Origin of the sequence: Rhizobium sp. YTUHZ044 (assembly GCF_051123975.1) — a bacterium.
Classification (GTDB): Bacteria; Pseudomonadota; Alphaproteobacteria; order Rhizobiales; family Rhizobiaceae; genus Rhizobium.
The window spans coordinates 4,462,645-4,488,524 of the sequence record NZ_CP101426.1 but is presented as its reverse complement, the minus strand read 5'-3'; the positions used below and the strand labels follow the sequence as shown (position 1 = coordinate 4,488,524).

General features: G+C 61.7%; 17 protein-coding genes and 1 pseudogene. 13 read left to right on the top strand and 5 right to left on the bottom strand.

Features of this window, described 5'->3' with window-relative positions; all coding sequences use genetic code 11:
* Nucleotides 1-2 precede the first annotated feature (2 nt).
* From NL154_RS21865 to NL154_RS21855, 3 genes are read left to right on the top strand one after another with little or no spacing between them, the layout of a single operon-like run.
* Entirely contained in the window at nt 3-1,142 is a 1,140-nt protein-coding gene (locus tag NL154_RS21865; protein ID WP_221123523.1) for an alpha-D-ribose 1-methylphosphonate 5-triphosphate diphosphatase, read from the top strand.
* A complete protein-coding gene (gene phnN / locus NL154_RS21860) occupies nt 1,139-1,735 on the top strand; it encodes a phosphonate metabolism protein/1,5-bisphosphokinase (PRPP-forming) PhnN (RefSeq protein WP_210629619.1) in 597 nt (198 codons plus the stop codon). The genes NL154_RS21865 and phnN overlap by 4 nt, the downstream gene beginning before the upstream one ends.
* 20 nt (nt 1,736-1,755) lie before the next feature.
* Nucleotides 1,756-2,259 (top strand): GrpB family protein, encoded by a 504-nt coding sequence (locus NL154_RS21855; protein WP_221123522.1) that lies wholly within the window; start codon nt 1,756-1,758, stop codon nt 2,257-2,259.
* A 50-nt stretch (nt 2,260-2,309) separates the two neighbouring features.
* On the opposite strand, the gene NL154_RS21850 is transcribed toward NL154_RS21855, so the two are convergent.
* The gene (locus tag NL154_RS21850; protein ID WP_311044190.1) at nt 2,310-3,020 is read right to left on the bottom strand and encodes a LysR substrate-binding domain-containing protein; all 711 of its coding nucleotides are present in this window, start codon (nt 3,018-3,020) and stop codon (nt 2,310-2,312) included.
* A 75-nt stretch (nt 3,021-3,095) separates the two neighbouring features.
* A pseudogene (locus NL154_RS21845) lies at nt 3,096-3,170 on the bottom strand (helix-turn-helix domain-containing protein); the annotation flags it as partial.
* Between the two features lie 576 nt (nt 3,171-3,746).
* Between NL154_RS21845 and NL154_RS21840 the strand changes: the two are divergent.
* The 4 genes from NL154_RS21840 to NL154_RS21825 all read left to right on the top strand — a co-directional run bounded on the left by NL154_RS21840 (nt 3,747) and on the right by NL154_RS21825 (nt 7,936).
* Entirely contained in the window at nt 3,747-4,796 is a 1,050-nt protein-coding gene (locus NL154_RS21840; protein ID WP_434733339.1) for an ABC transporter substrate-binding protein, read from the top strand.
* Nucleotides 4,797-4,906: 110 nt separating this feature from the next.
* Entirely contained in the window at nt 4,907-5,980 is a 1,074-nt protein-coding gene (locus NL154_RS21835; RefSeq protein WP_221147672.1) for an ABC transporter ATP-binding protein, read from the top strand.
* Nucleotides 5,977-7,146, top strand: coding sequence for an ABC transporter permease (locus NL154_RS21830; protein WP_210629622.1), 1,170 nt, complete (start codon nt 5,977-5,979; stop codon nt 7,144-7,146). Before NL154_RS21835 ends, NL154_RS21830 begins: the two co-directional genes overlap by 4 nt.
* A 1-nt stretch (nt 7,147) precedes the next feature.
* Nucleotides 7,148-7,936, top strand: a complete 789-nt coding sequence (locus NL154_RS21825) for an ABC transporter permease (protein ID WP_210629623.1) — start codon at nt 7,148-7,150, stop codon at nt 7,934-7,936.
* A gap of 58 nt (nt 7,937-7,994) precedes the next feature.
* Here the strand turns inward: NL154_RS21825 and NL154_RS21820 are convergent, their stop codons facing one another.
* Nucleotides 7,995-10,364: a DNA translocase FtsK gene (locus tag NL154_RS21820; RefSeq protein WP_434733338.1), complete on the bottom strand. Its 2,370-nt coding sequence runs from the start codon at nt 10,362-10,364 to the stop codon at nt 7,995-7,997.
* A gap of 170 nt (nt 10,365-10,534) precedes the next feature.
* Nucleotides 10,535-13,534, bottom strand: coding sequence for a DNA polymerase I (gene polA, locus NL154_RS21815; protein WP_434733337.1), 3,000 nt, complete (start codon nt 13,532-13,534; stop codon nt 10,535-10,537).
* Nucleotides 13,535-13,938: 404 nt separating this feature from the next.
* Between polA and NL154_RS21810 the strand changes: the two genes are divergently transcribed.
* Nucleotides 13,939-14,355, top strand: a complete 417-nt coding sequence (locus tag NL154_RS21810; RefSeq protein WP_011423544.1) for a MarR family winged helix-turn-helix transcriptional regulator — start codon at nt 13,939-13,941, stop codon at nt 14,353-14,355.
* Nucleotides 14,356-14,361: 6 nt separating this feature from the next.
* Here the strand turns inward: NL154_RS21810 and NL154_RS21805 are convergent, their stop codons facing one another.
* Complete coding sequence (locus NL154_RS21805; protein WP_221156100.1) at nt 14,362-16,749, bottom strand: bifunctional diguanylate cyclase/phosphodiesterase; 2,388 nt, start codon at nt 16,747-16,749, stop codon at nt 14,362-14,364.
* A 211-nt stretch (nt 16,750-16,960) separates the two neighbouring features.
* On the opposite strand from NL154_RS21805, the gene NL154_RS21800 reads away from it, so the two are divergent.
* The 5 genes from NL154_RS21800 (at nt 16,961) to dnaJ (ending at nt 25,696) form a co-directional block, all read left to right on the top strand.
* Nucleotides 16,961-18,349, top strand: coding sequence for a M20/M25/M40 family metallo-hydrolase (locus NL154_RS21800; RefSeq protein ID WP_434733336.1), 1,389 nt, complete (start codon nt 16,961-16,963; stop codon nt 18,347-18,349).
* A gap of 372 nt (nt 18,350-18,721) precedes the next feature.
* The gene (locus NL154_RS21795; protein ID WP_210629628.1) at nt 18,722-19,414 is read left to right on the top strand and encodes an SH3 domain-containing protein; all 693 of its coding nucleotides are present in this window, start codon (nt 18,722-18,724) and stop codon (nt 19,412-19,414) included.
* A gap of 542 nt (nt 19,415-19,956) precedes the next feature.
* Nucleotides 19,957-22,284: a transglycosylase domain-containing protein gene (locus NL154_RS21790; RefSeq protein ID WP_210629629.1), complete on the top strand. Its 2,328-nt coding sequence runs from the start codon at nt 19,957-19,959 to the stop codon at nt 22,282-22,284.
* A gap of 282 nt (nt 22,285-22,566) precedes the next feature.
* Complete coding sequence (dnaK, locus tag NL154_RS21785) at nt 22,567-24,483, top strand: molecular chaperone DnaK (protein ID WP_221147668.1); 1,917 nt, start codon at nt 22,567-22,569, stop codon at nt 24,481-24,483.
* 85 nt (nt 24,484-24,568) lie between these two features.
* Nucleotides 24,569-25,696: a molecular chaperone DnaJ gene (dnaJ, locus tag NL154_RS21780; protein ID WP_221147667.1), complete on the top strand. Its 1,128-nt coding sequence runs from the start codon at nt 24,569-24,571 to the stop codon at nt 25,694-25,696.
* Nucleotides 25,697-25,880 lie beyond the last annotated feature (184 nt).

Below are 25,880 nucleotides of genomic sequence, written 5' to 3'. Positions count from 1 at the left end.
ATATGAGCAAAGAGACCGTCTTTTCCAACGCCCGCATCGTTCTCGAGGAGGACGTCCTTTCAGGATCGATCCTCATCCGCGACGGCAAGATCGTCGATATCTCCGAAGGCAATTCGGTAGCCGGCGAAGATTTCGAGGGCGACTACGTCATTCCCGGCCTTGTCGAGCTGCATACCGACCATCTCGAAGGCCATTATCAGCCACGTCCGGGCATCCGCTGGCACAAGACGGCTGCCGTCCAGGCGCATGACGCCCAGATCGTCACATCGGGCATCACCACGGTCTTCGACTGCCTGCGCATGGGCGCGGACGAGGACGGCGGCTTCGAACATGGCGAGATGCGCGAGATGGCCGACGCCATCCAATCGGCGGAGAAGGAAGGCAGGCTGCGCGCGGAGCACCTCCTGCACCTGCGCTGCGAGGTCTCGGCCGACAACGTGCTCGAACATTTCGCCGATTTCGAAAAGGATCCGCATGTGCGGCTCGTCTCGCTGATGGATCACGCGCCCGGCCAGCGGCAGTTCCAGACGATGGATCAGTATATCTTCTACTACCAGAAGAAGCGGGGCCTGAGCGATGAGGCTTTTGCCCGTTTCGTCGCCAAGCGCCAGGCGGAATCGGCGCGCAATTCGACGCCTCATCGCAATACCATCGCCAAGGTCTGCGCCGAGCGCGGCATCACGGTCGCAAGCCATGACGACGCCACGCTCTCTCATGTCGACGAGGCGATCGACAATGGCGTGCGCCTCGCCGAGTTTCCGACCAGCTTCGATGCCGCCCGGGCATCGCACGAGCACGGCATGAGCGTGCTGATGGGCGCACCGAATATCGTGCGCGGCAAATCCCATTCCGGCAACATCGCCGCCCGCGATCTCGCCGAAATGGGCGTGCTCGACGTGTTGTCCTCCGACTACGTGCCGCTCAGCCTGCTGCATGCACCCTTCATCCTCGCCGACGAGGTGGAGAGCATCACCCTTCCGAAAGCGATCGCGATGGTGACATCGACGCCCGCCCGCACGGTCAGCCTCGACGATCGCGGCCGGATCGCGACCGGGCTGCGCGCCGATCTCGTCCGTGTCCACCGTTCGCACGGCGTGCCAGTCACACGCTCCGTCTGGCGCCAGGGACGCCGTGTCGCATGACCCCGCACGAACCACATGCAGCAGCCGGAGCCGAACGGGGCATCATGGTCGTCGTCGTTGGGCCGAGCGGCGCCGGCAAGGACACGCTGATGAACCTCGCTGCGCGACGTTTTGCCGGCCGCGACAATGTGCATTTCGCCCGCCGCGTCATCACCCGCCACCGTGACGCCGGCGGCGAGGATCATCTTTCCGTCTCTCTCCAAGGCTTTGCCGCCATGGAGCAGTCAGGCTCCTTCGCCGTCTGGTGGGAAGCGCATGGCCTGAAATACGGCATTCCGGCCGAAGTCTCGGTGGCGCTGTCGCGAGGCCACGTCGTCGTTGCCAACGGCTCGCGCTCGGCGCTTCACCGCTTCCAAGCCGCTTTCCCGCGGCTGAAGGTCATCAACGTCACGGCCCGTCCCGAAGTGCTCGCCAGCCGGCTGGAAGCGCGCGGCCGCGAGACACATGAGGACATCATGGCCAGGCTCGCCCGCGGGCCGCTGACCGTGCGTGGCGACTACGACGTCACGGAGCTCGACAATAGCGGCTCGCTCGAAGAAGCTGAGCAGAAGATGATCGCGATCCTGGACGGATTGTTGGCCGAAGTGCGCTGACGACAATCGCGAGGAAGGGCATGCGCGCCGTCAAAGTGGTCGACTACAACCCGTCCTGGCCGCGGCTCTTTGCCGAAATCAGCGCCGAGATCTCCATCCTGCTCGGCAATCTCGTGCTTTCCATCGATCATATCGGCAGTACGTCGGTTCCCGGCCTGGCCGCCAAGCCGAAGATCGACCTCGATATCGTCACGATCTTCGACGACGCTCTACCGACGGCGATCGATGCGATGCGCGCGGCCGCTTTCGTCTTCCACGGCGATCGGGGAGAGAAACGCTGGGCCTTCACCCGGGATCACCCGGGTTACGGATTCAAGCTCTATCTCTGCGGAGCCGATAATCGCGCGCACCGCGAGCGCATCCTGTTTCGCGACTATCTCAGGGAGCACCCGGAAAGAGCCCGGGCCTATGCCGAGCTGAAACGCCGGCTGGCTGTGGCGGCAGGCGGCGACTGGGATTTCTACACCGGCGGGAAGACCGGGTTCGTCAGTGAGACGGTGCGGCTGGCCATATCGGGAGCGTGAGATCGGCTGTGCGCCCTTTTTCAAACCAGGAAAGCGTGTTCCACCCCCTCCTATCGCCCCGGCTTGCTGGTTTCATCAGACGAATGACCGCCAATAGTTTCAGCGATTGACTGTTGCATCCATGCGCGGAACCGCGCCAAGGTCACTTCATTCCAGCGTTCTCGCGATCCGACGAAATAGTAGCCGCCGAGCCGAACATCCGTTTCGAGCAATTCGACCAGCCGCCCAGCGCGCAGGTCATCCGCAGCGATCAAACGCGTCGCAAGCGCTATTCCTTGGCCCGCGACCGCCGCATCGACCGTCAGATTGGCCGACCAGAGGCGCGGACCATTCAAAACGACTTCATGCTCGAAGCCGGCCTTGTGGAACCATTGGCGCCATTGGTCGCGGCTTTCCTCATGGATCAACGGCTGGCACACCAGATCATCGAGAGTGCGTATTGGGGCGTTCCTGCTGATCCATTCGGGGCTTGTAACCGGAAACATGCGGGGCCTCTCCAGCAAGATCCAGCGGACATTTCCTCTTGGCTCGTCAGAGTAGCGAATGTCCACATCGGCCTCATAACGCGTGAAATCCGGTTCCAGATCGGTTGCGCGCATCACGAAATCGATTCCGGGCAAGGCAAGCTGGAGCTGATTGAAGCGCGGCGTCAGCCAACGCGTTGCGAGGCCCGGCACGCACCAGATGCGCAACACGGTGCGGTTGACCGCTGGGCGCAATTCCGCCGTCGACTTGGCAATGAGGTCGAAAGCGATCCCCACGGTCTCGGCAAAAATCCGGCCTTCCGCCGTGAGCCTGATGCCGCGCGGTCCGGCATCGACAAGCCGTGTGCCAAGCCAGGCTTCGAGGTTGCGGACGTGACGGGATATGACGGTGTGGCTGAGATTGAGATCGTCCGCGGCCCTGCGCATCGAGCCCAGCCGGCTGACCGCCTCGAAAGCGCGCACCATGGATAATGGTGGCAAACGTCCGCGTTTCTGAACCCCTGCCGGTTCATCTGCCAACGATTTCCCTCTGCGCAATCCTGTCCCTCACAAGGAAAGTGGTTCGACCGAACCGAAGTCGGAATGCCGTCTACGCCTTCCATATTACACAGGCTTCGGACCTTCGGTGTAACGAAGAGTGGTGCACGGTGGTGCATATGATGCACCACTTACCGGTTACTTGACAATTGCGCTACCGGCCCCTTTTTCACCGGCGAGTCCCGTCGAATTCTGGGGCTTGAGCAATGCCTGGCCGTGGAGGTCGATTGGGAGCGGTGCATCCACGTCTCCACCGAGGGCAACAAAAAGCGCCTTTCCGCCCCTTGGGACATCCGCCAGCATTGTCCCTAGCAAAACCGTCCGCCTCTTGGAGATGACACATGGCAAGCCTGCTGCAGCCGGGCTTTGCTTATCCCACAGGCGCGGCTGACGAGATCGCCAACGATTCAGAAGATCGTGGCTGTCAACCAGGCGTCTGAGACGCTCAACAAACAGGGGAAGCGAATGAAACTCAAGAACAGGTCTACGATTGCAGCTCTGGGACTGCTGTCATTGGCAGTCGCTGCCGGGCCGAGCGTGGCCAGGGACCTCACCATAGCTTCCTGGGGTGGGAACTTTCAGGATGCTCAACGAAAGATTTTTTTCCAACCCTTTTCTGAAGTCACCGGCAAGCCCTTGCTCGATGAGGCCTGGGATGGCGGTATCGGTGTACTTCAAGCGAAGGTCAAAGCCGGCAATCCTTCCTGGGACGCCGTGGAGGTCGAGGCAGACGAGCTTGCGCTCGGCTGTGCAGACGGTCTTTTTGAAAAGGTGGACTGGAGCAAGCTCGGCGGCAAGGATGCATTCCTCCCATCCGCCGTCAGCGATTGCGGCGTCGGCTCCATCGTTTGGTCGACAGCAATCGCCTATGACGGCGCAAAGATTGCCAAGGGCCCCGAATCCTGGGCCGATTTCTGGGACGTGAAGAAATTTCCGGGCAAGCGTGCGCTGCGCAAGGGGCCGAAATACACGCTCGAATCCGCACTGATGGCCGATGGCGTGCGGGCAGATCAGGTATACGAGGTCCTGGCGACATCGGCAGGCGTCGACCGCGCCTTCGCCAAGCTCGACGCCTTGAAGCCGAGCCTCGTCTGGTGGACCTCGGGCGCCCAGCCGCTGCAACTGCTTGCCTCCGGCGAGGTTGCCATGACCAGCGCCTATAACGGCCGCATCACCGGCATCAACCGCTCGGAAGGCAGGAAGTTCAAGGTTGTCTGGCCGGGCAGCATCTACGCCGTGGACAGCTGGGTCGTCCTTAAGGGTGCCGAAAACAAGGATGCGGCCTTTGACTTCGTTGCCTTCGCCAGCAAGTCGGAAAATCAGGCCAAACTGCCGCAATATATCGCCTACGGTCTTACGAACACAGAAGCCGGCAAGACCCTGCCGCCCGACCAACTGGGGGACCTGCCGACGACCCCGGCCAACATGCAGGGTGCCGTCAGCCTCGATACAGACTTCTGGATCGACAATTCGGAAGCGCTGACCAAAAGATTCGACGCCTGGTTGGCACAGTAGCGGTACAATATCGCCCCCACGGATCGCTCGTGCCGAGGATCCATGGGGGCTTCCGCACATCCTCGTCACTTCGTCTCCTTGAGCACCGATAATCCGAACGGAGGGCCGCCTTGGCTACGCCGCGCATACGCTTTGATAGAGTCTCCAAATCCTATGGCACGCTTCAGGTCGTCAAAGACCTGTCGCTCGACATCGAGAGAGGCGAATTCGTCAGCCTTCTCGGACCTTCGGGTTCCGGCAAGACAACCTTGCTGATGATGGCGGCGGGTTTCGAAAACCCAACCGGCGGCAGCATCTGTCTCGACGGCCGCCGTATCGACCATCTGCCGCCGCATCGGCGCGAAATGGGTGTCGTTTTCCAGAATTATGCACTCTTTCCGCATATGTCGGTCGCCGACAACATCGCCTTTCCGCTGAAGATGCGCGGTACCGGCCGCAGTGAGATCGAGGATCGCGTAAAACGAGCGCTTGACATGGTGCAGCTGTCTGCAATGAGCAGCCGCAAGCCGGCCCAGCTCTCCGGTGGCCAGCAGCAGCGCGTGGCACTTGCCCGCGCCCTGGTGTTCGAGCCGGCCGTCGTGCTGATGGACGAGCCACTTGGTGCGCTTGACAAGCAGTTGCGGGAACAGATGCAACTCGATATCCGCGCACTCCACAAACGTCTGGAGCTGACCGTGGTGTTCGTAACCCACGATCAGGCCGAGGCGCTTACCATGTCCGATCGCATTGCGGTCTTCGACCATGGGAACATTGAGCAGATCGGTTCGCCGCGTGATATCTATGACCGCCCGCAAACACGCGTCGTCGCCGAATTCATCGGCGAAACCAATCTGATAGAAGGAACGGTGAAGACGACGGGAGCAGCCGGGGCTTCCATCGAGATCGCCGATGGACGGCATGTGATGGTATCCGGCTACGGCTCCCTCTCGGTCGGAAGCCGCGTCCATATTTCGGTCCGCCCCGAGCGGATTTCTCTTATGGCCCGCGGCACCGGCTCTGCGATGAATGCCTTGCCGACGAAAATACTCGACAGCGTATACCAGGGCGATCACTTGCGGGTACAGCTTGACCACGATGCCTTCCGCTTCGTGGTTCGGACCGACAGGCGATCGGTGGAGTGGCCAGCCGGCGCCGAAGTGGTGGCGCATTTCGCACCGGACGATTGCTGGGTGATTGCGGCATGAGCGCTTTCCGTCAAAGCGTGGGCAGCCTCGCCCTCGTCCTTCCTCTTACCCTGTTCCTGGGTGTCTTCTTCATGTGGCCACTTCTGACAGTGCTCGAGCAGGCGGTGTCCGATCCTGTCGTCAGCCAAAACCTGCCCCGGACGACCGCCGCGGCCTCAACCTGGAACCGTATTTCCCCACCCTCCGACGACATGCAGACAGCGCTTGTCGACGACCTGAAATCGATCGACGACGATCAGAAGCTGGGCGAGGTGGTCCGAAGACTGAACAGCGCCCAGCCGGGCTTCCGCACTCTGATGAGAAAGACCGTCGCCGCGGTGAAAGACGGCGCTGGGGCGGCAACCCTCGGCGAGGTGGACGCGCGATGGAACGATGCTGCGTTCTGGAGAGCGATCGCCGAGGCGACCAATCCTTATACCGATCGCAATCTCCTTGCCGCGGTTGATCTTCAGCACGACACATCGGGAGCGATCGTGGCGATGCCGGATGGAGAGTCGGCCAATCAGGCGATTCTTCTAAGAACTTTCGGTGTGGCTGCCGTCGTGACCTTGGCGACATGCCTGACCGGCCTGCCATATGCGATGCTGGTCGCAGCCACCAGTGGCTGGCGGCGACAGCTTCTCCTTGCCGCGGTGCTCCTGCCGCTATGGACATCGCTGCTGGTGCGCACCGCGGCGTGGTACATTCTCCTGCAGGACAAGGGGCTTATCAACTCCTCCCTCCTGTCGCTCGGCCTCGTCAGCGACGCGTTGCCACTTCTCTTCAACCGAACGGGTGTCATTATCGCCATGACGCATGTTCTGCTGCCCTTCATGGTCCTCCCGATCTACAGTGTCCTCATCGCAATCCCTCGAAATCTCATGCCGGCGGCAGCCTCCCTCGGTGCGAGACCGATCCGGGCCTTCCTGCATATCCTGTTGCCTCTGACATTGCGCGGTATCGCTTCCGGCGGGCTGCTCGTTTTCATGGCAGCACTCGGTTATTACATCACGCCGGCGCTCATCGGCGGGCCGAAAGACCAGATGATCAGTTCGGTGATTGCCTTCTACGCCACCGGCTCCGCCAATTGGGGCATGGCCGGCGCGCTCGGTATCGTGCTGCTTGCCGCGACCATCGTGCTCTATGGCGTCTATGGCCGGCTCACGACGAAGACGGCAGGTGCATGACATGATAGTTCGTTTGCTTAAATCTCTGTACGGCGCGGCAACGGTGATTTTTCTGCTGGCCCCGCTTTTGGCGATCCTTCCGATCGCATTTACCTCCAGCAGTTTCCTGGCCTATCCCATCCCTTCTTTTTCGACCCGCTGGTTTGCGGAACTCGCAAACGAGGACGCCTGGCGCCGGTCCATCGTCAACAGCCTGCTGATCGGTACGGGGACCACTCTGCTTTCAACCGTGCTCGGCATGCTGGCCTCGCTTGCGCTGCGCAGGCGCATTGTCTTCGGCTCAACGCTGCGGACAATGTTCCTTCTGCCGATGGTCGTTCCAGCGGTCGTGCTCGGCGTCGGGCTTCAAATCCTGTTTGCCAAGCTCGGATTTCCGAATACCTTTGCGGCCGTCATCATAGCGCATACCGTTGTCGCCGTACCCTTCGTGCTGATCAGCATTACCGCATCGCTTGAAGGTATCGACTATCGTGTCGAGCGGGCGGCGACGAGCCTGGGGGCTTCCCCGGCAAAGGTCTTCTGGAAAGTGACGCTGCCGCTCGCCATGCCGGGCGTGCTGTCGGGCGCGGTGCTTGCTTTTGCCACCTCGCTTGATGAAGTCGTGCTGACATTGTTTGTTGCCGGCCCAAATCAGTTGACGCTCGCGCGCCAGATGTTCTCGTCGATTCGCGAAAACATCAGCCCGGCCATCGTCGCTGCGGCATTTCTCTTCATCCTCGGAACGGTCTTTCTCGGAGGCCTGCTGGCCGTCGTGCACAAACGCGCCGCCCGTTCCACAATCGTGGGATGATCCGGGGCTATGGAGTGCAGCGCCTCACGTCGAGCCGTGACGGCGCTGCTCATGCCGATCAATCGCCCCCGCTCCGTCCGGAAACGATCTCGCGCTTGCCGACATGGTTTGCCGGGCCGACGAGACCTTCCTTCTCCATGCGCTCGACGAGCGAAGCGGCTCTGTTGTAACCAATGCCGAGGCGGCGCTGGATATAGGAGGTCGAGCACTTCTTGTCGCGCATGACGACCTTGACGGCCTGCTCGTAAAGCTCATTGCCATCCTCCGAAGCCATGGCGCTCTTGTCGAAAACGGCGCCGGCGTCTTCCTCTTCCGGCTCTTCCTCCTCGTCGGCCGTCACGGTGTCGAGATATTCGGGGCGCCCCTGCGTCTTCAGGTGCGCAACGACTTTCTCCACTTCGGCATCGGAGACGAAGGGACCGTGGACGCGGGCGATGCGTCCGCCGCCCTGCATATGCAGCATGTCGCCCTGGCCGAGCAGCTGTTCGGCGCCCTGCTCGCCGAGGATGGTGCGGCTGTCGATCTTCGAGGTGACCTGGAAGGAGATGCGGGTCGGGAAATTCGCCTTGATCGTGCCGGTGATGACATCGACCGACGGGCGCTGGGTCGCCATGATCAGATGAATGCCCGCGGCACGCGCCATCTGCGCCAGACGCTGGATCGCGCCCTCGATCTCTTTGCCGGCGACCATCATCAGATCGGCCATTTCGTCGACGATCACGACGATATAGGGCATCGGCGCAAGATCCAGCTCTTGGCTTTCCTCGATCGGCGCGCCGGTCTGCCGGTCGAAGCCGACCTGGACCATGATGTGGATGGTCTCGCCCTTTTCGCGCGCCTGGGAGACGCGGCCATTGTAACCGTCGATGTTGCGCACGCCGAGGCGCGACATCTTGCGATAACGCTCCTCCATTTCGCGCACGGCCCATTTCAGCGCCATGACCGCCTTCTTCGGATCGGTGACGACGGGCGTCAGCAGATGCGGAATGCCGTCATAGACGGAAAGCTCAAGCATCTTCGGGTCGACCATGATCAGTCTGCATTGCTCCGGCGTCATGCGGTAGAGCAGCGACAGGATCATCGTGTTGATGGCGACCGATTTGCCCGAGCCGGTGGTGCCGGCGACGAGCAGGTGCGGCATCTTCGCGAGCTCGGCGATCACAGGCTCACCGCCGATGGTCTTGCCGAGTCCGAGCGCCAGCTTATAGCCGCTCTTGTCGAAATCCTGGCTCTCGATCATCTCGCGGAAATAAACTGTTTCACGGGTGACATTCGGCAGCTCGATGCCGATGACGTTGCGGCCGGGAACGACGGCGACGCGAGCCGACAGCGCCGACATCGAGCGGGCGATATCATCGGCCAGGCCGATGACCCGCGACGACTTCACGCCGGGCGCCGGTTCGAATTCATAAAGGGTGACGACGGGGCCGGGGCGGACATGAATGATCTCTCCCTTGATGCCGAAATCCTCAAGCACGCTTTCCAGAAGGCCGGCATTCTGCTCCAGCGTCTCCTGCGACATGATCTCGCCGAGACGTTCAGGCGGCTCCTGCAAAAGAGCGCGCGGCGGGAATTCATAACCCGATGCATCGATCTTTTCAGGCCTCGCCGCAAGGCGCGGCGACGGCAGGACTGCGGCGACCGGGGGCGTAGGCCGAGACACGGGGGCGGCCTGGGGCACGAGGGCAGTCTGAGACTCTGGGGCGGCCTGAGGCACCGGCGTGACCTGAGGCATCGGCGCAGTCTGGGGCGCGGCCTGCGGCGCCGGTGCAGTCGCCGCCTCGCGGGTACGGACGGGCCTTTCCAGGGAAATGGCCGCCGGCGGGCGCGGAGCTATCGGCGCGGGCGCTGCAGCCGGCGGCTGGACCGGTCGGGACGCCGCCTGAGTGGGCTTCGGCGCGCCCGGGCGCCATTCCATGATGCGAAACAGCGAGGTAATTGATTCGGGTGCGGTCTCGATCTTCGGAAGAATGATCGAGGGCGCGCGCACCGGTTCGCCCTCCTCGAAGGCCATGACTTCCCAGAAGGCAAAATCGGAAATCGAAGACAGTTCGGAAGCGACGCGCAGGGTAGGAGCCTCCAGCGCGGCGGCCGGCGGCTGCGGCGTCTCGGTCGCCTGAGCCGGTGCTGTGGCAGCTTCAGCGGGCTCCGGCAGGTAGATATCGAAGGGCACGTCGACCGTGACCGGTTCTATCCGTATCGCCTGCTGTTCCGCTTCCGGTTCGCTGCGAACGGGCTCGTTCGACGGGCGGCGGCGGCTGATCAGCGTTTCGGGCGTGCGGGTGAAGCGAACATTCGGCGCGAGCGAGAAGTTGCTCTGCCAGATCGGCGCCGGCGGCCTCTCGCCTGGATTTTCCTCCGGAAGCTCCGTTTCAATGCCGCTGGAAAAATCTGCGGCATCCGTCAAATTGGTTCTGGGAAAACGCATGCGTCCGCTACTCACTCATGCCTAACAAACTACGACCCTACCGGGATAGAAAAGGAAGGTTAATAAGTTCCTTCCAGCCGTATCGTTCCGATACGAACCAGGGAAGCACATCGTCGTGAATTCAATAAGTTAGGGGAAGCGGAAAAATCTTTTTCGTTTTGGGGAGGCGGTTAATGCGCCTCGTCCCAATTGCTGGCGGCGCGAGCATCGACCTTGAGCGGTACGCGCATTTCGAGCGCCGGCATCGTGGCGTTTTCCATGACGGAGACAATGACCGGCATCGCCTTTTCGACGTCCTCGTCCTCGACCTCGAAAATCAGCTCGTCATGCACCTGCAGCAGCATGCGCACACGCTCGGCAAGACCGGCTTCGGCCAGCGCCGGCTCCATCTTGATCATCGCCCGGCGGATGACGTCGGCAGCAGAGCCCTGGATCGGCGCGTTGATCGCCGCCCGTTCGTTGAAGGCGCGCACCGAAGGGTTGGAGGAGCGGATTTCGGGATAGTTGATGCGGCGGCCGAAGATCGTTTCGACATAACCCTTGTCGCGGGCCATCGCCTTGCGGCTTTCCATATAGTCGCGGATGCCGGGGAAGCGCTCGAAATATTTCTTGATGTAGTCGCCGGCTTCCGAGCGCTCGATCGAAAGCTGGTTGGCGAGGCCGAAGGCGGAGATGCCGTAGATGATGCCGAAATTGATCGCCTTGGCGCGGCGGCGCACCTCACCCGGCATGCCTTCGACCGGCACGCCGAACATTTCCGAGGCCGTCATGGCGTGAATGTCGACGCCATCCTCGAAGGCCTTGGTCAGCTGCGGGATCTCGGCCACATGGGCGAGCACCCGCAGTTCGATCTGGCTGTAGTCGGCGGAGATCAGCTTGTGACCCGGCGTCGAGATGAAGGCGGTGCGGATCCTGCGGCCCTCTGCGGTGCGCACCGGAATGTTCTGCAGGTTCGGTTCGGACGAGGACAGGCGCCCCGTGGTCGTCGAAGCCAGCGAATAGGAGGTGTGGACCCGCCTGGTTTCCGGATGGACATAGCCCGGAAGCGCGTCGGTATAGGTGGATTTCAGCTTGGTGAGCTGGCGCCAGTCGACGATCTTGCGCGGCAGCTCGAAACCGGCGGCGGCGAGGTCCTCGAGCACTGAGGCGGAGGTCGACCATTGTCCGGTCTTCGTCTTGCTGCCGCCGGCAAGTCCCATCTTGCCGAACAGGATGTCGCCCAGCTGCTTCGGCGAACCGATGTTGAAACGCTCGCCGGCGAGCTGGTAGATCTCGTCTTCCAGGCGCGCCGCACCCTGAGCCAGTTCGCCTGACAGCCGCGACAGGATCTGCCGGTCGACGGTGATGCCGCGCGCTTCCATACGCGCCAGCACCGGCAGCAGCGGCCGCTCCAGCCGCTCGTAGACGCTGGTCAGCCCCGTCGCCGCCAGCCGCGGCTTCAACACCAGCCACAGGCGCAGCGTCACGTCGGCGTCTTCAGCGGCATAATGGGTGGCGCGGTCGATATCGACCAGATCGAAGGTGACGTTCGCCTTGCCGCTGCCCGCCACATCCTTGTAGGGGATCGGCGTATGGCCGAGGAATTTTTCCGAGAGCGGATCCATGCCGTGAGCGCCGGTGCCGGCGTCGAGCACATACGAGATCAGCATCGTGTCGTCGAAACTCTTCGTCTCGATGCCGTAGCGCTTCATCAAGAGGTAGTCGTATTTCAGGTTCTGGGCGATCTTGAGGACCGATTCGTCCTCCAGCAATGCCTTCAGCCGCGGCAAGGCGTCACCCATGGGAATCTGGTTGTCGGCCAGGCCGCCGCCGAGCAGATCGCCGACGCCGTTCTTGTGGGCAAGCGGCACATAGGCGGCGCGAATCTTCGTTCCAGTGGGATCGCTGACATTGTCGGCGATCGCCATCGCAAAACCGACAAGCTCGGCCTGCATCGCATCCAGCGACGTGGTCTCGGTATCGAAAGCCACGAGGCCGGTGTCGCGCGCATCGGCGATCCATCGGTCGAGCGCCGCCAGATCGCGGATCGTCTCATAGGTCGAATGATCGAAAGGCAGCGCCGCAAAAGCCTTGGCCCGCGCTTTGGCTAGATCCGCCGGCGAAAAAGCGCCTTCGACACCGCTCTTTGCCTTCGCGCGCGGCGGCACGGGCACCGATTCGCCCGAAACGTCGGGGATGCCGCCGGCAACGGGCTCCGGCTCGGCCGCATCGAGATCGGGACCATGGGCCGCCTTACCCCATTCGATAGGGACGACCGCCGGTTCGATGGCGCTCGCATCGCAATCGCAGACTTCGGCGACGCGTCGGGTCAGCGACGTGAATTCCATCGTCTTCAGGAAGCCGATGAGCTTCGGGCCGTTCTGCGGTTCCAGCACCAGCGCGTCGAGATCGAGATCAAGCGGCACGTCGGTGCGCAGCCGCACGAGTTCGCGCGAAAGCCGCGCCATCTCGATATTGGCAAGGATCGTCTCGCGGCGTTTGACCTGCTTGATCTCGGTGGCGCGATCGAGCAGCGTGTCGAGATCGCCATATTCCTCAAGGAGCTGGGCAGCCGTTTTCGGGCCGATGCCGGGAATGCCGGGAACATTGTCGACGGAGTCACCGGTCATCGCCTGCAGGTCGATCATCTTTTCCGGCGGCACGCCCCATTTCTCGACGACATCGGGAATGCCGATCTGCTTGTCCTTCATGCTGTCGTACATGTGGACATTTGAGGTGACGAGCTGCATCAGATCCTTGTCGGAGGAAACGATGGTGACATCGGCGCCCGCCGCCTCGGCCTGGCGGGCGTAGGTGGCGATGATATCGTCGGCCTCGAAGCCTTCGGTCTCGATGCAGGGCAGGTTGAAGGCGCGGGTCGCCTCTCTTATCAGGCCGAATTGCGGGATGAGCTCTTCCGGCGGGGCCGAGCGGTTCGCCTTGTAGGCGTCATAGAGATCCTTACGAAAGGTCTTGGCGGAATAGTCGAAAATGACGGCAAGATGGGTCGGCGTTACGCCGACATCGGTGTTGCGCGCATCCCTCAAGAGCTTCCACAGCATGTTGCAGAAACCGGAAACGGCGCCGACCGGCAGACCGTCGGTCTTGCGTGTCAGCGGCGGCAATGCGTGAAACGCCCGGAAGATGAAGCCGGAACCGTCGACTAGGAAGAGATGATCGCCTTTTTTCATGCGTGCATGGATAGCGCGGGCAGGAAACCAGGTCCATATAAAGTTCGGTGCACCAGGAGCGGAACGGATTTCCGCTCACCAAACTGTTACCAATTTGTAACGTACCGTGACCCTTGAAAAACCACATTCGTAGCCACAAATCCATGTCACCGGCGCTTGATCGCGTCGCGGGTCTGATTACCGGCTTGTCCCCCGCCGCATCAGGCTTGGACAAAGGCCTTATCCCCCTCTCCGGGCCTTTGTCCCCATTTTAAAGTCGCCATGGCCAACCTCCAGGTCATGGCGACTTTTATTTTCCAGGTCCGCGCAGTTCCGGCTTACATTTTTTGCAGCATCCTCTGCGATTTGCTGCATTGTCTCCGGCACGGTTTTGAGCCTAACTTGCAATCATGGGATTTAACCGCATGGATTCGGGAGCTTACCTTGCCAGCCAGCTGGCGAAGGGTTTTGCCCGCTCGCTGCACCAGCGCGCGGTAGGGCTCGGTTTCTCTCCCGGCCAGTTTCCCATCCTGCTGGAACTCTGGGCCGAGGATGGGCTGACCCAGAAACAGCTTCTCGACCGAGTTGCTATCGAGCAGGCGACCATGGCCAATACGCTTTCGCGCATGGTCCGCGACGGGCTGATCGAACGCCGGCCGCATCCGTCCGACAAGCGGGCGCAGCTGATTTTCCTGACGCCGAAGGCCCGTGCCATGGAGGCTGAGGCGATCGAGACCGCGCGTGAGGCGGACCTGGCGCTGTTCAAAGGCTTTCGCGGATTCGAGCGCGAGCTGACGCTCGAATATATCCGCCGGCTGCTGGAAAACGCCAAGGCGCTCTGACCGGGACTACTCGCAGGCAAGACGCGTAGGTCGCCGCCACGGTGTTGACAGCGCGTCGGAGTCGGCCGTCGAGGACAGAAGACTTTTGCGGGCGGCGAGCTTGATGCTCGGCTCGATATCCGGCTTGCCGAGCAAAAAGCCCTGTACCTGGGCGCAGCCTTCTTCGACGACGATCTGGCGCTGCGTCTCGGTTTCGACGCCCTCCGTTACGACAGGCATGCCGAGGCTGTGGCCGAGACCGATGATTGCGCGCACGATCGAACGTGACGCAGCGTCATGTTCCAGCATGCCGGTGAAGCTGCGGTCGACCTTGATCTTGTCGAACGGGAAGGTTCGCAGGTTGGAAAGCGAGGAAAAACCGGTGCCGAAGTCGTCCATGACGATGTGAACACCCAGACTGCGCAGGCGCTGCAGCGTGGCCATCACCCGATCGCGGTCACGGATGAGAGCGGCTTCGGTGATTTCGATTTCCAGCCGGTCGGGCGCGAGCCCCGTTTCCTCGAGGATTGCCTCGATCCGCTCGCAAAGGTTCGGCAGCATGAACTGCACCGGCGAGACATTGACGGCGATCGTCAGCGGATGCGGCCAGCGCGCAGCCTCTGTACAGGCCTCGCGCAGCACCCATTCGCCGAGCTGGACGATCGATCCGCTTTCCTCGGCGATTGGAATGAAGACATCCGGCTCGCTGATGCCGTGCCCCGGCCGGTTCCAGCGCATCAAGGCCTCATAACCGCTGACCTCGCCGCTAAGCGCACCGTAAATCGGCTGATAGCAGACATGGATCTGATTGCGGGTGATGGCGTGGCGCAGTTCGCTTTCGATTTGGCGGCGGGCTCGCGTGGCCTCGTCCATTTCCGCATCGAAGAAACAGGCCTTTCCGCGGCCGCCGTGTTTGACCCGATAGAGTGCGATATCGGCATTGTTGCAGATCTCGTCGACATCACGTCCGTCGGCCGGGTAAAGGGCGATGCCAAGGCTGACGCCGACGGCGGTGGGGTCGCGCGCCGTATCCATCTCGGCGGCGAATTCGTCGAGGATCGCGGCTGCGAGCTTCTGTGCGGCCGCCGGTTGCTGTCCGGCGGGCTGGATGATGGCAAATTCATCGCCACCGAGACGGGCGATCGTATCGCTTTCATCAGCGACGCGACGGAGAATCGAGGCGACCTTGCGGAGAATTCGGTCGCCCTCGGCATGGCCGAAAATATCGTTGACGCTCTTGAACCGATCGAGATCGATGTAGAAGAGAGCCACCTTGCTGCTCTTTCGTTCGGCCATCTGCAGCGCCTGGCGGATGCGCGTATCGAACAACGACCGGTTGGGAAGATCGGTCAGAACATCGTGGTGGGCGAGATGTTCTATCATCTCTTCGGCCTGCCTGCGCTCCGTCAGATCGCGCACCGCCAGCACGTCACAATTGTGACCGCGATAGACGATCCGGCTCGTATTCACTTCGACGGCGATCTCCTTGCCGCTGCTGGTGCTGAGCAAGGTCTCGCCGGGCCTGTTCTGCCCCTGGATGACGGTCAAGGCAGCGGACGCCGCCTTGCCGGCAAGATCGGCAAGCTTCCAGCCGGAAAGAGCCTGGAAGCGTTCATTGGCATCGATGATCCTGCCATCGCGCAGGATCAGCAATCCTTCCTGTGAGGCATTGGCGAGCCCTCTCAGATCCGTCAGATGGCTTTCGATAAAGACCACCGCGATAGCGGTCAGAATGAGAGCGGTCGCCGCTACCACCACGATCGCCGCCAGCAGACTGGTATCGAGCACCATCGCCGGAACCTCTTTGCCGGGATCCGGCACGAGCGTGATGCTTGCCATCGAAATGAAGTGGAGAGCGCAGATTGCAAGGACGAAGGTGACGGACGAGGTGAGGAGCCGCCTCGGGCCCCTCCACCGGAAGAAGGCGTGGAAGGCAGCGCTCGACAGCAGCGCCCCCGCCAGAACCGCACTCAGCGTCATGTAGGGATCATAGACGATTACCGCCTGTGTCTCGATCGCCTGCATACCGGTCAGGTGCATCGAGGCGATGCCGAGCGCCATCAGGACGCCGCCGCGGATGCGCGAAAACCTGCCGCGGCTCTCCGAAGCGACGACGATCGCCGCCCACGAACCGGCAACCGACAGGAGGAAGGAAAGCGCCGTCAGCCCCAGTTGGTAGCTGATCGGCATGCCGCCGTCATAGGCCAGCATCGCGATGAAGTGCGTTGCCCATACGCCGGTGCCGAAGGCGAAAGCCGAGGCGCCGATCCAGAGCTTGCGGCGCCCGGCATCGCATTCTTGAGCGCGCGAAAGCGGCAGCATTGCTGCCATCGCGCCGACCAGACAAACCGCGGCGGCCGCAAGTACCAGCCGCCAATCATGATCGTCCCGAATACATGTAATGACCGAAAACATCCGTCCCCCCGAACAGCTGAATTCAGTCAGATTATTTAGGTTGTACTAAATAACTGTAAATTGAATTAGAAGCTTCTTCTATATTAACCGGCAATCTTCTTGCACCCCGATCCGGATATGGCCGCGTTCGCGCCGCCCATTTTGCTTTTCCGCCTCGCCTGCCTTCCTCGTTTGGTCTATCGTCCGGCCAAATTTCAAAAAGGAGTCGACAATGGCGGATCTACAACAGGTGCTTGCGCGCGCGGATCACAACCTTTCCTCAAGCCTCGAAAAGCTGTTCGAGCTTCTGCGCATCCAGTCGATTTCCACCGATCCCGTCTACAAGGCCGAATGCCGAAAGGCAGCCGAATGGCTGGTCGCCTATCTCGAAGGCCTTGGCTTTACCGCCTCGGTGCGTGACACTCCGGGCCATCCGATGGTGGTCGCCCACCATGGCGGCGCTTCCGCCGACGCGCCGCATGTGCTTTTCTACGGCCATTATGACGTGCAGCCGGTCGACCCGATCGAGCTCTGGGAAAACGATCCCTTCGAGCCATCGATCAAGGATGTCGGCGATGGCCGCAAGATCCTGACCGGGCGCGGCACCTCCGACGACAAGGGCCAGTTGATGACCTTCGTCGAAGCCTGCCGCGCCTATAAGGAGATCAACGGCGCACTTCCCTGCCGCATCACCATTCTGTTCGAGGGTGAGGAGGAATCGGGCTCACCGTCCTTGAAGCCTTTCCTCGAAGCAAACGCCTCCGAACTCAAGGCCGATTATGCGCTTGTCTGCGATACCGGCATGTGGGACCGCGATACGCCGGCAATCGCCGCGGCACTGCGCGGCCTCGTCGGCGAGGAGGTGGTCGTGACGGCCGCCGACCGCGACCTGCATTCCGGCCTCTTCGGCGGTGCTGCGGCCAATCCGATCCATATTCTCGTCGAGGCGCTTGCCGGCCTGCATGACGAGACGGGCCGCATCACGCTCGACGGTTTCTACGACGGCGTCGAGGAAACGCCCGACAACATCAAGGCGTCATGGGAGACGCTCGGCAAGACGGCCGAGAGCTTCCTCGGTGAAGTCGGCCTTTCCATTCCCTCCGGCGAAAAGGGCCGGTCGGTGCTGGAACTCACCTGGGCAAGGCCGACGGCCGAAGTCAACGGCATCTGGGGCGGATATACCGGCGAAGGCTTCAAGACGGTCATCGCCGCCAAGGCCTCGGCAAAGGTTTCGTTCCGGCTCGTCGGTACCCAGGATCCGGCTGCTATCCGCGAAGCTTTCCGCAGCTATGTCAGGTCGAAAATTCCGGCCGACTGCTCGGTGGAATTCCATCCGCATGGCGGCTCGCCGGCGATTCGTCTCTCCTATGATTCGCCTGTTCTGACCAAGGCGAAGATGGCGCTTTCCGACGAATGGCCGAAACCTGCCATCGTCATCGGCATGGGCGGCTCGATCCCGATCGTCGGCGATTTCCAGAAGATGCTCGGCATGGAATCACTGCTCGTCGGTTTCGGTCTCAGCGACGACCGCATCCATTCGCCGAACGAGAAATACGAGCTTGTTTCCTATCACAAGGGCATCCGCTCCTGGGTGCGTATCCTTCAGGCACTGGCCGTCTGAAGGGCAATGGCGTGCCTGACCAGGAAAACAAAAACAAAAGGCCGGTCGCCCGGCCTTTCGTCATCCGCTCGGCTCGGTGCCAGTTCATCCGTGGTCAAGGAGCAAGCAGGTATTGACGCCAGATTGCAGCCGCAAGGTTAACAGAGCGTTAACGCTTCGAACGCAACCGATTTCCGGGACGAGCATGAGAGCACAAATCTCCCCCCGTTCAAGCTACGTTCATCGCGCTCAATCTATAAAGCATTGAAAGACAAGCGAATGATGACGCCCTAACAAATGCCGGCGATCGCTCTATCTTTTGTTCCAGATGGCATATGCCAAGGAAACGCAGCCGAGTGCTGCCTGAAAACACGCCAACGAGGAGTAAGAAGCGTGAAAAACCTGATCGTCAAGATAGCCGGGGCCGCGCTGCTGTTGCTGGCTCCGGCAATCGCGCAGGCCGCCGAGGGTTACTCGACGGCAAACGTCAATATGCGTGCGGGTCCGAGCACCCGGTATCCCGCCGTCGCCGTCATACCCGCCGGATCATCGGTCGAAATTCGCGGCTGCCTTTCCAACGTCAACTGGTGTGACGTCGAGTTCTATGGCGGCCGCGGCTGGGTCTCGGGCCAGTACGTGCAGGCAGTCTACCAGCAACGCCGCGTCTATGTCGGGCCGGAATATTATCGCCCGCTGGGCATTCCAATGGTCACCTTCAGCGTCGGCAATTATTGGGACCGTTACTACCGCCATCGCGATTTCTATCGCGAGCGCGACCGCTGGAGCCGCGGCCCCGACTATTATTACCGCAACCGCGACGGCGATTATTACCGCAACCGCGACGGCGATTATTACCGTGACCGCGATCGCGGTTATTATTCCCGCGACCGCGACTACCGGGAACGCAACCGGGACTGGCGCGACGATGATCGCAGAGAGGAAGTCCGCCGGCCCGAGCGTCGGAAAACCGACACGGATTTCCGTGACCTGCCGCAGTTCAGAGGTGGTAAGGCCGACACCCACAATCGTCCGGATCCAAGGGCTTCGCCTTTCGTCTGCCGTCCGGGCGATCCCGCCTGCGACTGAAACATTGAGGGCGGCAGCGATGCCGCCCTTTCTGCGTCACGGGGTGCTCTTGCGAAAATGGAGCTAAGAAAGAGCCCGGCGCTCCTTGGGGGGATGCACCGGGCCTGATGTCGATCGGCGCGCGTTGAGGGGAGACGGCCGATCAATCGCGGGACGTGAGGGGCTGTCCCGCTTCCCCATAAACAATCGTCGAGCCTATTGGTTCCGCTCGCCGCATAATTCCTTAAACCGGAAATCCTGTTTGCTCGGCCGGCGCAACGCGTCCCTATCTCTCTGGTCATGACCATGCGGCTTCGACAATGCGCCGGGCGCTTGTCGGCCTTTAACACCCCGTTAAATCGCCGCAATTACAGTTCACTCGGATGATCGCGTCGCCCGCTGCATAGTTCCTTAAATCGAAACCAGTTTAAGGAAAAAATTATGCAGCACTTCAAAGTGCTACAGCGTCCTTCGCGCGTCTAAAGACACGCCCGGCGCTGTAATAGGGGCGCCGTTATGCGAAGTGGGCTTCGCGATCGAACAGGGGATGCGACCGGTCCGCGATGGCAGGCAGAGGCAAATCAGGCGACAGAATCGAACCGTCCTTCAGCGGCCGCCCGGCCCGCGAAGATGATGAATTTTCGCTCGACGCCGATGACCGCGTCATCGGAAGTGGATCCGTGCGCCGCGGCGGCTCCAAGCCGCCGCCGCAGCGTGCCGCCCGCCAGCGGCGGCGCGAGCCGCGGGAGCGTGAGGGCGGCGGCCTTTTCGGCTTCTTGCGCCGCGTGGTCTATTGGTGCGTCGTGCTTTTCATCTGGGCCGGCATCGGCATTGCCGGGCTCGTCCTCTACTACGGCTCGCGCATGCCGAGCGCCAGCACATGGGCGATTCCCGAGCGGCCGCCGAACGTCAAGATCACCGCCGTCGACGGCAGCGTCATTGCCAATCGCGGCGCCACCGGCGGCGAGGCGCTGTCGCTGGAAAACATGTCGCCCTATATTCCGGAGGCCGTCATCGCGATCGAGGACCGGCGCTTCTATTCGCATTTCGGCGTCGATCCGCTCGGCCTCGGCCGGGCGATCGTCACCAACTTCACGGCCGGCCACATGGTGCAGGGCGGCTCGACGCTGACCCAGCAGCTTGCCAAGAACCTCTTCCTCTCTCCCGAGAGAACACTGGAGCGCAAGGTGCAGGAGGTTCTGCTCGCGCTGTGGCTGGAGCAGAAATATACCAAGGACCAGATCCTTGCGATGTATCTCAACCGGGTGTTCTTCGGATCGAACGCCTATGGCGTCGAGGCAGCGTCGAGGCGCTATTTCAACAAATCGGCGCGGGATGTGAACCTCGGCGAGGCAGCAGTGCTGGCAGGCCTGCTCAAGGCGCCGTCGCGGCTTTCGCCGGCCCGCGACGCGGAAGCGGCGAATGCGCGCGCCCAGCTCGTGCTCGCGGCCATGCGCGAGCAGGGTTTCATCACCGATTCCGAGGTCAAGACAGCAATGTCGCAGACCCCGGCTTCGGCCAAGAGCTACTGGTCGGGCGCCGGGCATTACGTCGCCGACATGGTCATGGACGAGCTGCCGGGCCTGATCGGCGACGTCAAGGAAGACATCATCGTCGATACGACGATCGACAAATCGCTGGAGAAGAAGGCTGAGCAGTCGCTGGTCGACGTGCTCGACAAGGAGGGCGGCAAGCTCGACGCCTCGCAGGCGGCCCTGGTTTCGATCGACGGCACCGGGGCGATCCGGGCACTCGTCGGCGGCAGAGACTATGCGACGAGCCAGTTCAACCGCGCCGTCAAGGCCAAGCGTCAACCGGGATCTTCGTTCAAGCCCTTCGTCTATACCGCGGCGCTGGAAAAAGGGCTGACGCCTTTTTCGGTGTTCAACGACGCGCCGATCCGCATCGGCGACTGGACGCCGGAGAATTACGAAAAGAAATACAATGGCGAAGTGACGCTGGCGACCGCGCTCGCCAAGTCGCTGAACACGGTGGCCGCGCAGCTGGTGATGTATGACGGGCCGGATCAGGTGATCAAGCTCGCCCACCGGCTCGGGATCGAAAGCGAGCTGCAGCCGAACGCCTCGATTGCGCTCGGGACGTCCGAAGTGTCGTTGATGGAATTGACCGCCTCCTATGCCGCCTTCATGAACGGCGGCTACAAGGCGACGCCGCACGTCATCCGCCGGGTGACGACCGCCGAGGGCAAGGTTCTCTACGAAAATACTTATGACAGTCCGCCGCGCGTGCTTTCCGAGCAGATCGCCGCGCAAATGGATACGATGATGATGGGCGTCATCGAGAACGGCACCGGCAAGAGTGCTAAGATTCCCGGCTGGCAGGCGGCGGGCAAGACCGGCACGACGCAGAATTCGCGCGACGCGCTGTTCGTCGGCTTCACCAGCAATCTCACGACAGGCGTCTGGTTCGGCAATGACGACGGCAAACCAATGAAAAAGGTGACCGGCGGCGGTCTTCCTGCCAAGGCCTGGAAGGAATTCATGATCGCCGCCCACAAGGGTCTTTCGCCGGCACCGCTCTTCGGTAACGGCCAGCTGATCGACAATCCGAACAGCGGTCAGCCGATGGCGCAGGCAACGCCCGACGGCGGGCAGCCGGTCACGGCCGAAGTGCCGCCGCCAACGACGATCGGCGGCATCATTTCCGGCGTCTTCGGCGGCGGCGAGAATGCCGAGCGTTATCCGCAGGCGCCTGTCCGGCAACCGCGGGCAAGCCCCGGAAACGGCCCTGTTCCTCCTGCAGACGTTGCCGAAGGCGGCGGTTCAAGCTACGACGGCATCGTGCCGCCCGGCGATGTCGGTGGGCCGCAGACGACCTCGTCGGTGCAGCCTCGGCGCACGACTCTGCTCGATCTGATCATGGGTCAATGAGATTCCGTGCTGCATGCCCGGCGCAAGCCACATTTCCTAGAAATCGCACGCTTCCGGGGGATCGGGCGGCCTCTTTCCCGGCTGCTGCGAAAATTGAAGGCAACACATTCGTTTTGCTGGATTCCGGGCTATTTCCCGCCTTGCAGTCCAGAAAACCGCTCCTTATATACGCCGCATCACCGCAATCACGATTGCGTAATCTCAAATAGACCCATCCCGTAAGGGGCTGTCAGGGAAATGCCTTCTGGGGGTTCCGACAGCTTGCTTCAAGGAGAGAATGACATGGCAAAAGTAATTGGTATCGACCTTGGAACGACGAATTCCTGCGTCGCAGTCATGGACGGCAAGGACGCAAAGGTCATCGAGAATGCGGAAGGTGCGCGCACGACCCCTTCCATGGTGGCCTTTTCCGACGATGGCGAGCGCCTCGTCGGCCAGCCGGCCAAGCGCCAGGCGGTCACCAACCCGACGAACACGCTCTTTGCGGTCAAGCGCCTGATCGGCCGCCGCTACGAAGACCCGACCGTCGAGAAGGACAAGCATCTCGTTCCCTTCAGCATCGTCAAGGGCGACAATGGCGACGCCTGGGTCGAAGCCAATGGCAAGGGCTACTCGCCCGCACAGATTTCCGCGATGATCCTTCAGAAGATGAAGGAAACCGCCGAATCCTATCTCGGTGAAAAGGTCGAGAAAGCCGTCATCACTGTTCCCGCCTACTTCAACGACGCGCAGCGCCAGGCAACCAAGGATGCCGGCAGGATCGCCGGTCTCGAAGTGCTGCGCATCATCAACGAGCCGACCGCTGCCGCTCTCGCCTACGGCCTTGACAAGAAGGACGGCAAGACGATCGCCGTCTACGACCTTGGCGGCGGCACCTTCGATATTTCGATCCTCGAGATCGGCGACGGCGTCTTCGAAGTGAAGTCCACCAACGGCGATACCTTCCTCGGCGGTGAAGACTTCGACATGCGCCTCGTCGAATATCTCGTTGCCGAATTCAAGAAGGACAACGGCATCGACCTGAAGAACGACAAGCTTGCCCTGCAGCGCCTCAAGGAAGCTGCCGAAAAGGCGAAGATCGAACTGTCGTCCTCGCAGCAGACCGAAATCAACCTGCCGTTCATCACGGCTGACGCCTCCGGTCCGAAGCACCTGACGCTGAAGCTGACCCGCGCCAAGCTCGAGAGCCTGGTCGACGATCTCGTCCAGCGCACGATCGCTCCGTGCAAAGCGGCTCTCAAGGATGCCGGCGTCACCGCTGCCGAAATCGACGAAGTGGTTCTCGTCGGCGGCATGAGCCGCATGCCGAAGGTGCAGGAAGTCGTCAAGCAGCTGTTCGGCAAGGAGCCGCACAAGGGCGTCAATCCGGATGAAGTGGTTGCGCTCGGCGCCGCCATCCAGGCCGGCGTTCTGCAGGGCGACGTCAAGGACGTCCTGCTGCTCGACGTCACCCCGTTGTCGCTCGGCATTGAGACACTCGGCGGCGTCTTCACCCGTCTGATCGAACGCAACACGACAATCCCGACCAAGAAGAGCCAGACCTTCTCGACCGCCGAAGACAACCAGCAGGCCGTCACCATCCGCGTTTCACAGGGCGAACGCGAAATGGCTGCCGACAACAAGCTGCTCGGCCAGTTCGACCTCGTCGGCCTGCCGCCGTCGCCGCGCGGCGTGCCGCAGATCGAAGTCACCTTTGACATCGACGCCAACGGCATCGTGCAGGTTTCGGCCAAGGACAAGGGCACCGGCAAGGAACAGCAGATCCGCATCCAGGCTTCCGGCGGCCTCTCCGACGCCGACATCGAAAAGATGGTGAAGGATGCCGAATCCCACGCTGCCGAAGACAAGAAGCGCCGCGAGACCGTGGAAGCCAAGAACCAGGCCGAGAGCCTGATCCACTCGACGGAAAAGTCGCTGAAGGATTACGGCGACAAGGTCTCCGAAGCCGACCGCACCGCCATCTCGGATGCGATCGCCGCGCTGAAGTCCTCGACCGAGGCAACCGAAGCCGACGCCGAAGACATCAAGGCCAAGACCCAGACGCTGATGGAAGTTTCCATGAAGCTCGGCCAGGCGATCTATGAAGCACAGCAGGCCGAAGGCGGCGCTGCTGCCGATACCTCCGCGGAAGGCGGCGACAATGTCGTCGACGCCGACTACGAGGAAATCAAGGACGACGACCGCAAGAAGTCCGCGTAATCCGCGGCGGCGTGGTTATGCTTCAACACCTGATCCGGCTGCTCACCATGGCAGCCGGAAATCCATTTCCGGGGTTTAATCCTTAATGGCAAAAGCGGACTTTTACGAAACTCTGGGTGTAGCCAAATCGGCGGACGAGAAAGAGCTGAAGAGCGCCTTCCGAAAGCTGGCGATGAAATATCATCCGGACAAGAACCCGGATGACAAGGAAGCCGAACGGAAGTTCAAGGAAATCAACGAAGCCTATGAAATGCTCAAGGACCCGCAGAAGCGGGCAGCCTATGATCGTTATGGCCACGCAGCCTTTGAGCATGGCGGCATGGGCGGCGGTGGCGGCGGCTTTGCCGGCGGCGGCTTCTCCGACATCTTCGAGGATATTTTCGGCGAGATGATGGGCGGCGGACGGGCGCGCCAGCGCTCGTCGGGAGGCCGCGAACGCGGCGCCGATCTTCGCTACAATATGGAAATAACGCTGGAAGAGGCTTTCTCGGGCAAGACGGCGCAGATCCGCGTTCCCACCTCCATCACCTGCGACGTCTGTTCGGGTTCAGGCGCCAAGCCCGGCACGCAACCGAAGAACTGCGGCACCTGCCAGGGCACGGGCCGCGTGCGCGCGGCGCAGGGTTTCTTCTCGATCGAGCGGACCTGCCCGACCTGCCACGGCCGTGGCCAGATCATTCCCGATCCGTGTCCGAAGTGCCACGGCCAGGGCCGGGTGACGGAAGAGCGGTCACTCTCGGTCAATATTCCCGCCGGCATCGAGGACGGCACGCGCATCCGCCTACAGGGCGAGGGCGAAGCCGGGGCTCGCGGCGGACCGGCCGGCGATCTTTATATCTTCCTGTCGGTGAAGCCGCATGAATTCTACCAGCGTGACGGAGCCGACCTCTATTGCGCCGTGCCGATCTCGATGACGACGGCTGCTCTCGGCGGAACCTTCGACGTAGCGACACTCGACGGCACCAAATCGCGGGTGAGCGTGCCTGAGGGCACGCAGGCCGGCAAACAGTTCCGTCTCAAGGGCAAGGGCATGCCGGTGCTGCGTTCGGCGCAGACGGGCGACCTTTATATCCAGATCCAGATCGAGACACCGCAAAAGCTCACCAAGCGTCAGCGCGAACTGCTGCAGGAATTCGAGCAGATTTCTTCCAAGGAGAACAATCCGGAATCGACGGGTTTCTTTGCCCGGATGAAGGAATTCTTCGAAGGCTGAGCCGTCGATCGATAGGCAGTCGCGAAAGCCGGGGACGAAAACGTCTCCGGCTTTTTTTGCACCCGCAAATCCTGATTTGGGACATGGGCAGTTCATGCCAGGCGATCTGTTCCAGATCTGCCGCGCAATCTGTTCCAGATCGACACGGTGCCCGCTCGGAACAGGAACTTGCGTTAACGCAGCC

What these genes read in the sequence shown, in the direction of transcription:
- NL154_RS21865 (WP_221123523.1), top strand. Translation starts at nt 3, where the DNA reads ATGAGCAAAGAGACCGTCTTTTCCAACGCCCGCATCGTTCTCGAGGAG.
- phnN (WP_210629619.1), top strand. Translation starts at nt 1,139, where the DNA reads ATGACCCCGCACGAACCACATGCAGCAGCCGGAGCCGAACGGGGCATC.
- NL154_RS21855 (WP_221123522.1), top strand. Translation starts at nt 1,756, where the DNA reads ATGCGCGCCGTCAAAGTGGTCGACTACAACCCGTCCTGGCCGCGGCTC.
- NL154_RS21840 (WP_434733339.1), top strand. Translation starts at nt 3,747, where the DNA reads ATGAAACTCAAGAACAGGTCTACGATTGCAGCTCTGGGACTGCTGTCA.
- NL154_RS21830 (WP_210629622.1), top strand. Translation starts at nt 5,977, where the DNA reads ATGAGCGCTTTCCGTCAAAGCGTGGGCAGCCTCGCCCTCGTCCTTCCT.
- NL154_RS21825 (WP_210629623.1), top strand. Translation starts at nt 7,148, where the DNA reads ATGATAGTTCGTTTGCTTAAATCTCTGTACGGCGCGGCAACGGTGATT.
- NL154_RS21820 (WP_434733338.1), bottom strand. Translation starts at nt 10,364, where the DNA reads ATGCGTTTTCCCAGAACCAATTTGACGGATGCCGCAGATTTTTCCAGC.
- polA (WP_434733337.1), bottom strand. Translation starts at nt 13,534, where the DNA reads ATGAAAAAAGGCGATCATCTCTTCCTAGTCGACGGTTCCGGCTTCATC.
- NL154_RS21810 (WP_011423544.1), top strand. Translation starts at nt 13,939, where the DNA reads ATGGATTCGGGAGCTTACCTTGCCAGCCAGCTGGCGAAGGGTTTTGCC.
- NL154_RS21805 (WP_221156100.1), bottom strand. Translation starts at nt 16,749, where the DNA reads ATGTTTTCGGTCATTACATGTATTCGGGACGATCATGATTGGCGGCTG.
- NL154_RS21800 (WP_434733336.1), top strand. Translation starts at nt 16,961, where the DNA reads ATGGCGGATCTACAACAGGTGCTTGCGCGCGCGGATCACAACCTTTCC.
- NL154_RS21790 (WP_210629629.1), top strand. Translation starts at nt 19,957, where the DNA reads ATGGCAGGCAGAGGCAAATCAGGCGACAGAATCGAACCGTCCTTCAGC.
- dnaK (WP_221147668.1), top strand. Translation starts at nt 22,567, where the DNA reads ATGGCAAAAGTAATTGGTATCGACCTTGGAACGACGAATTCCTGCGTC.
- dnaJ (WP_221147667.1), top strand. Translation starts at nt 24,569, where the DNA reads ATGGCAAAAGCGGACTTTTACGAAACTCTGGGTGTAGCCAAATCGGCG.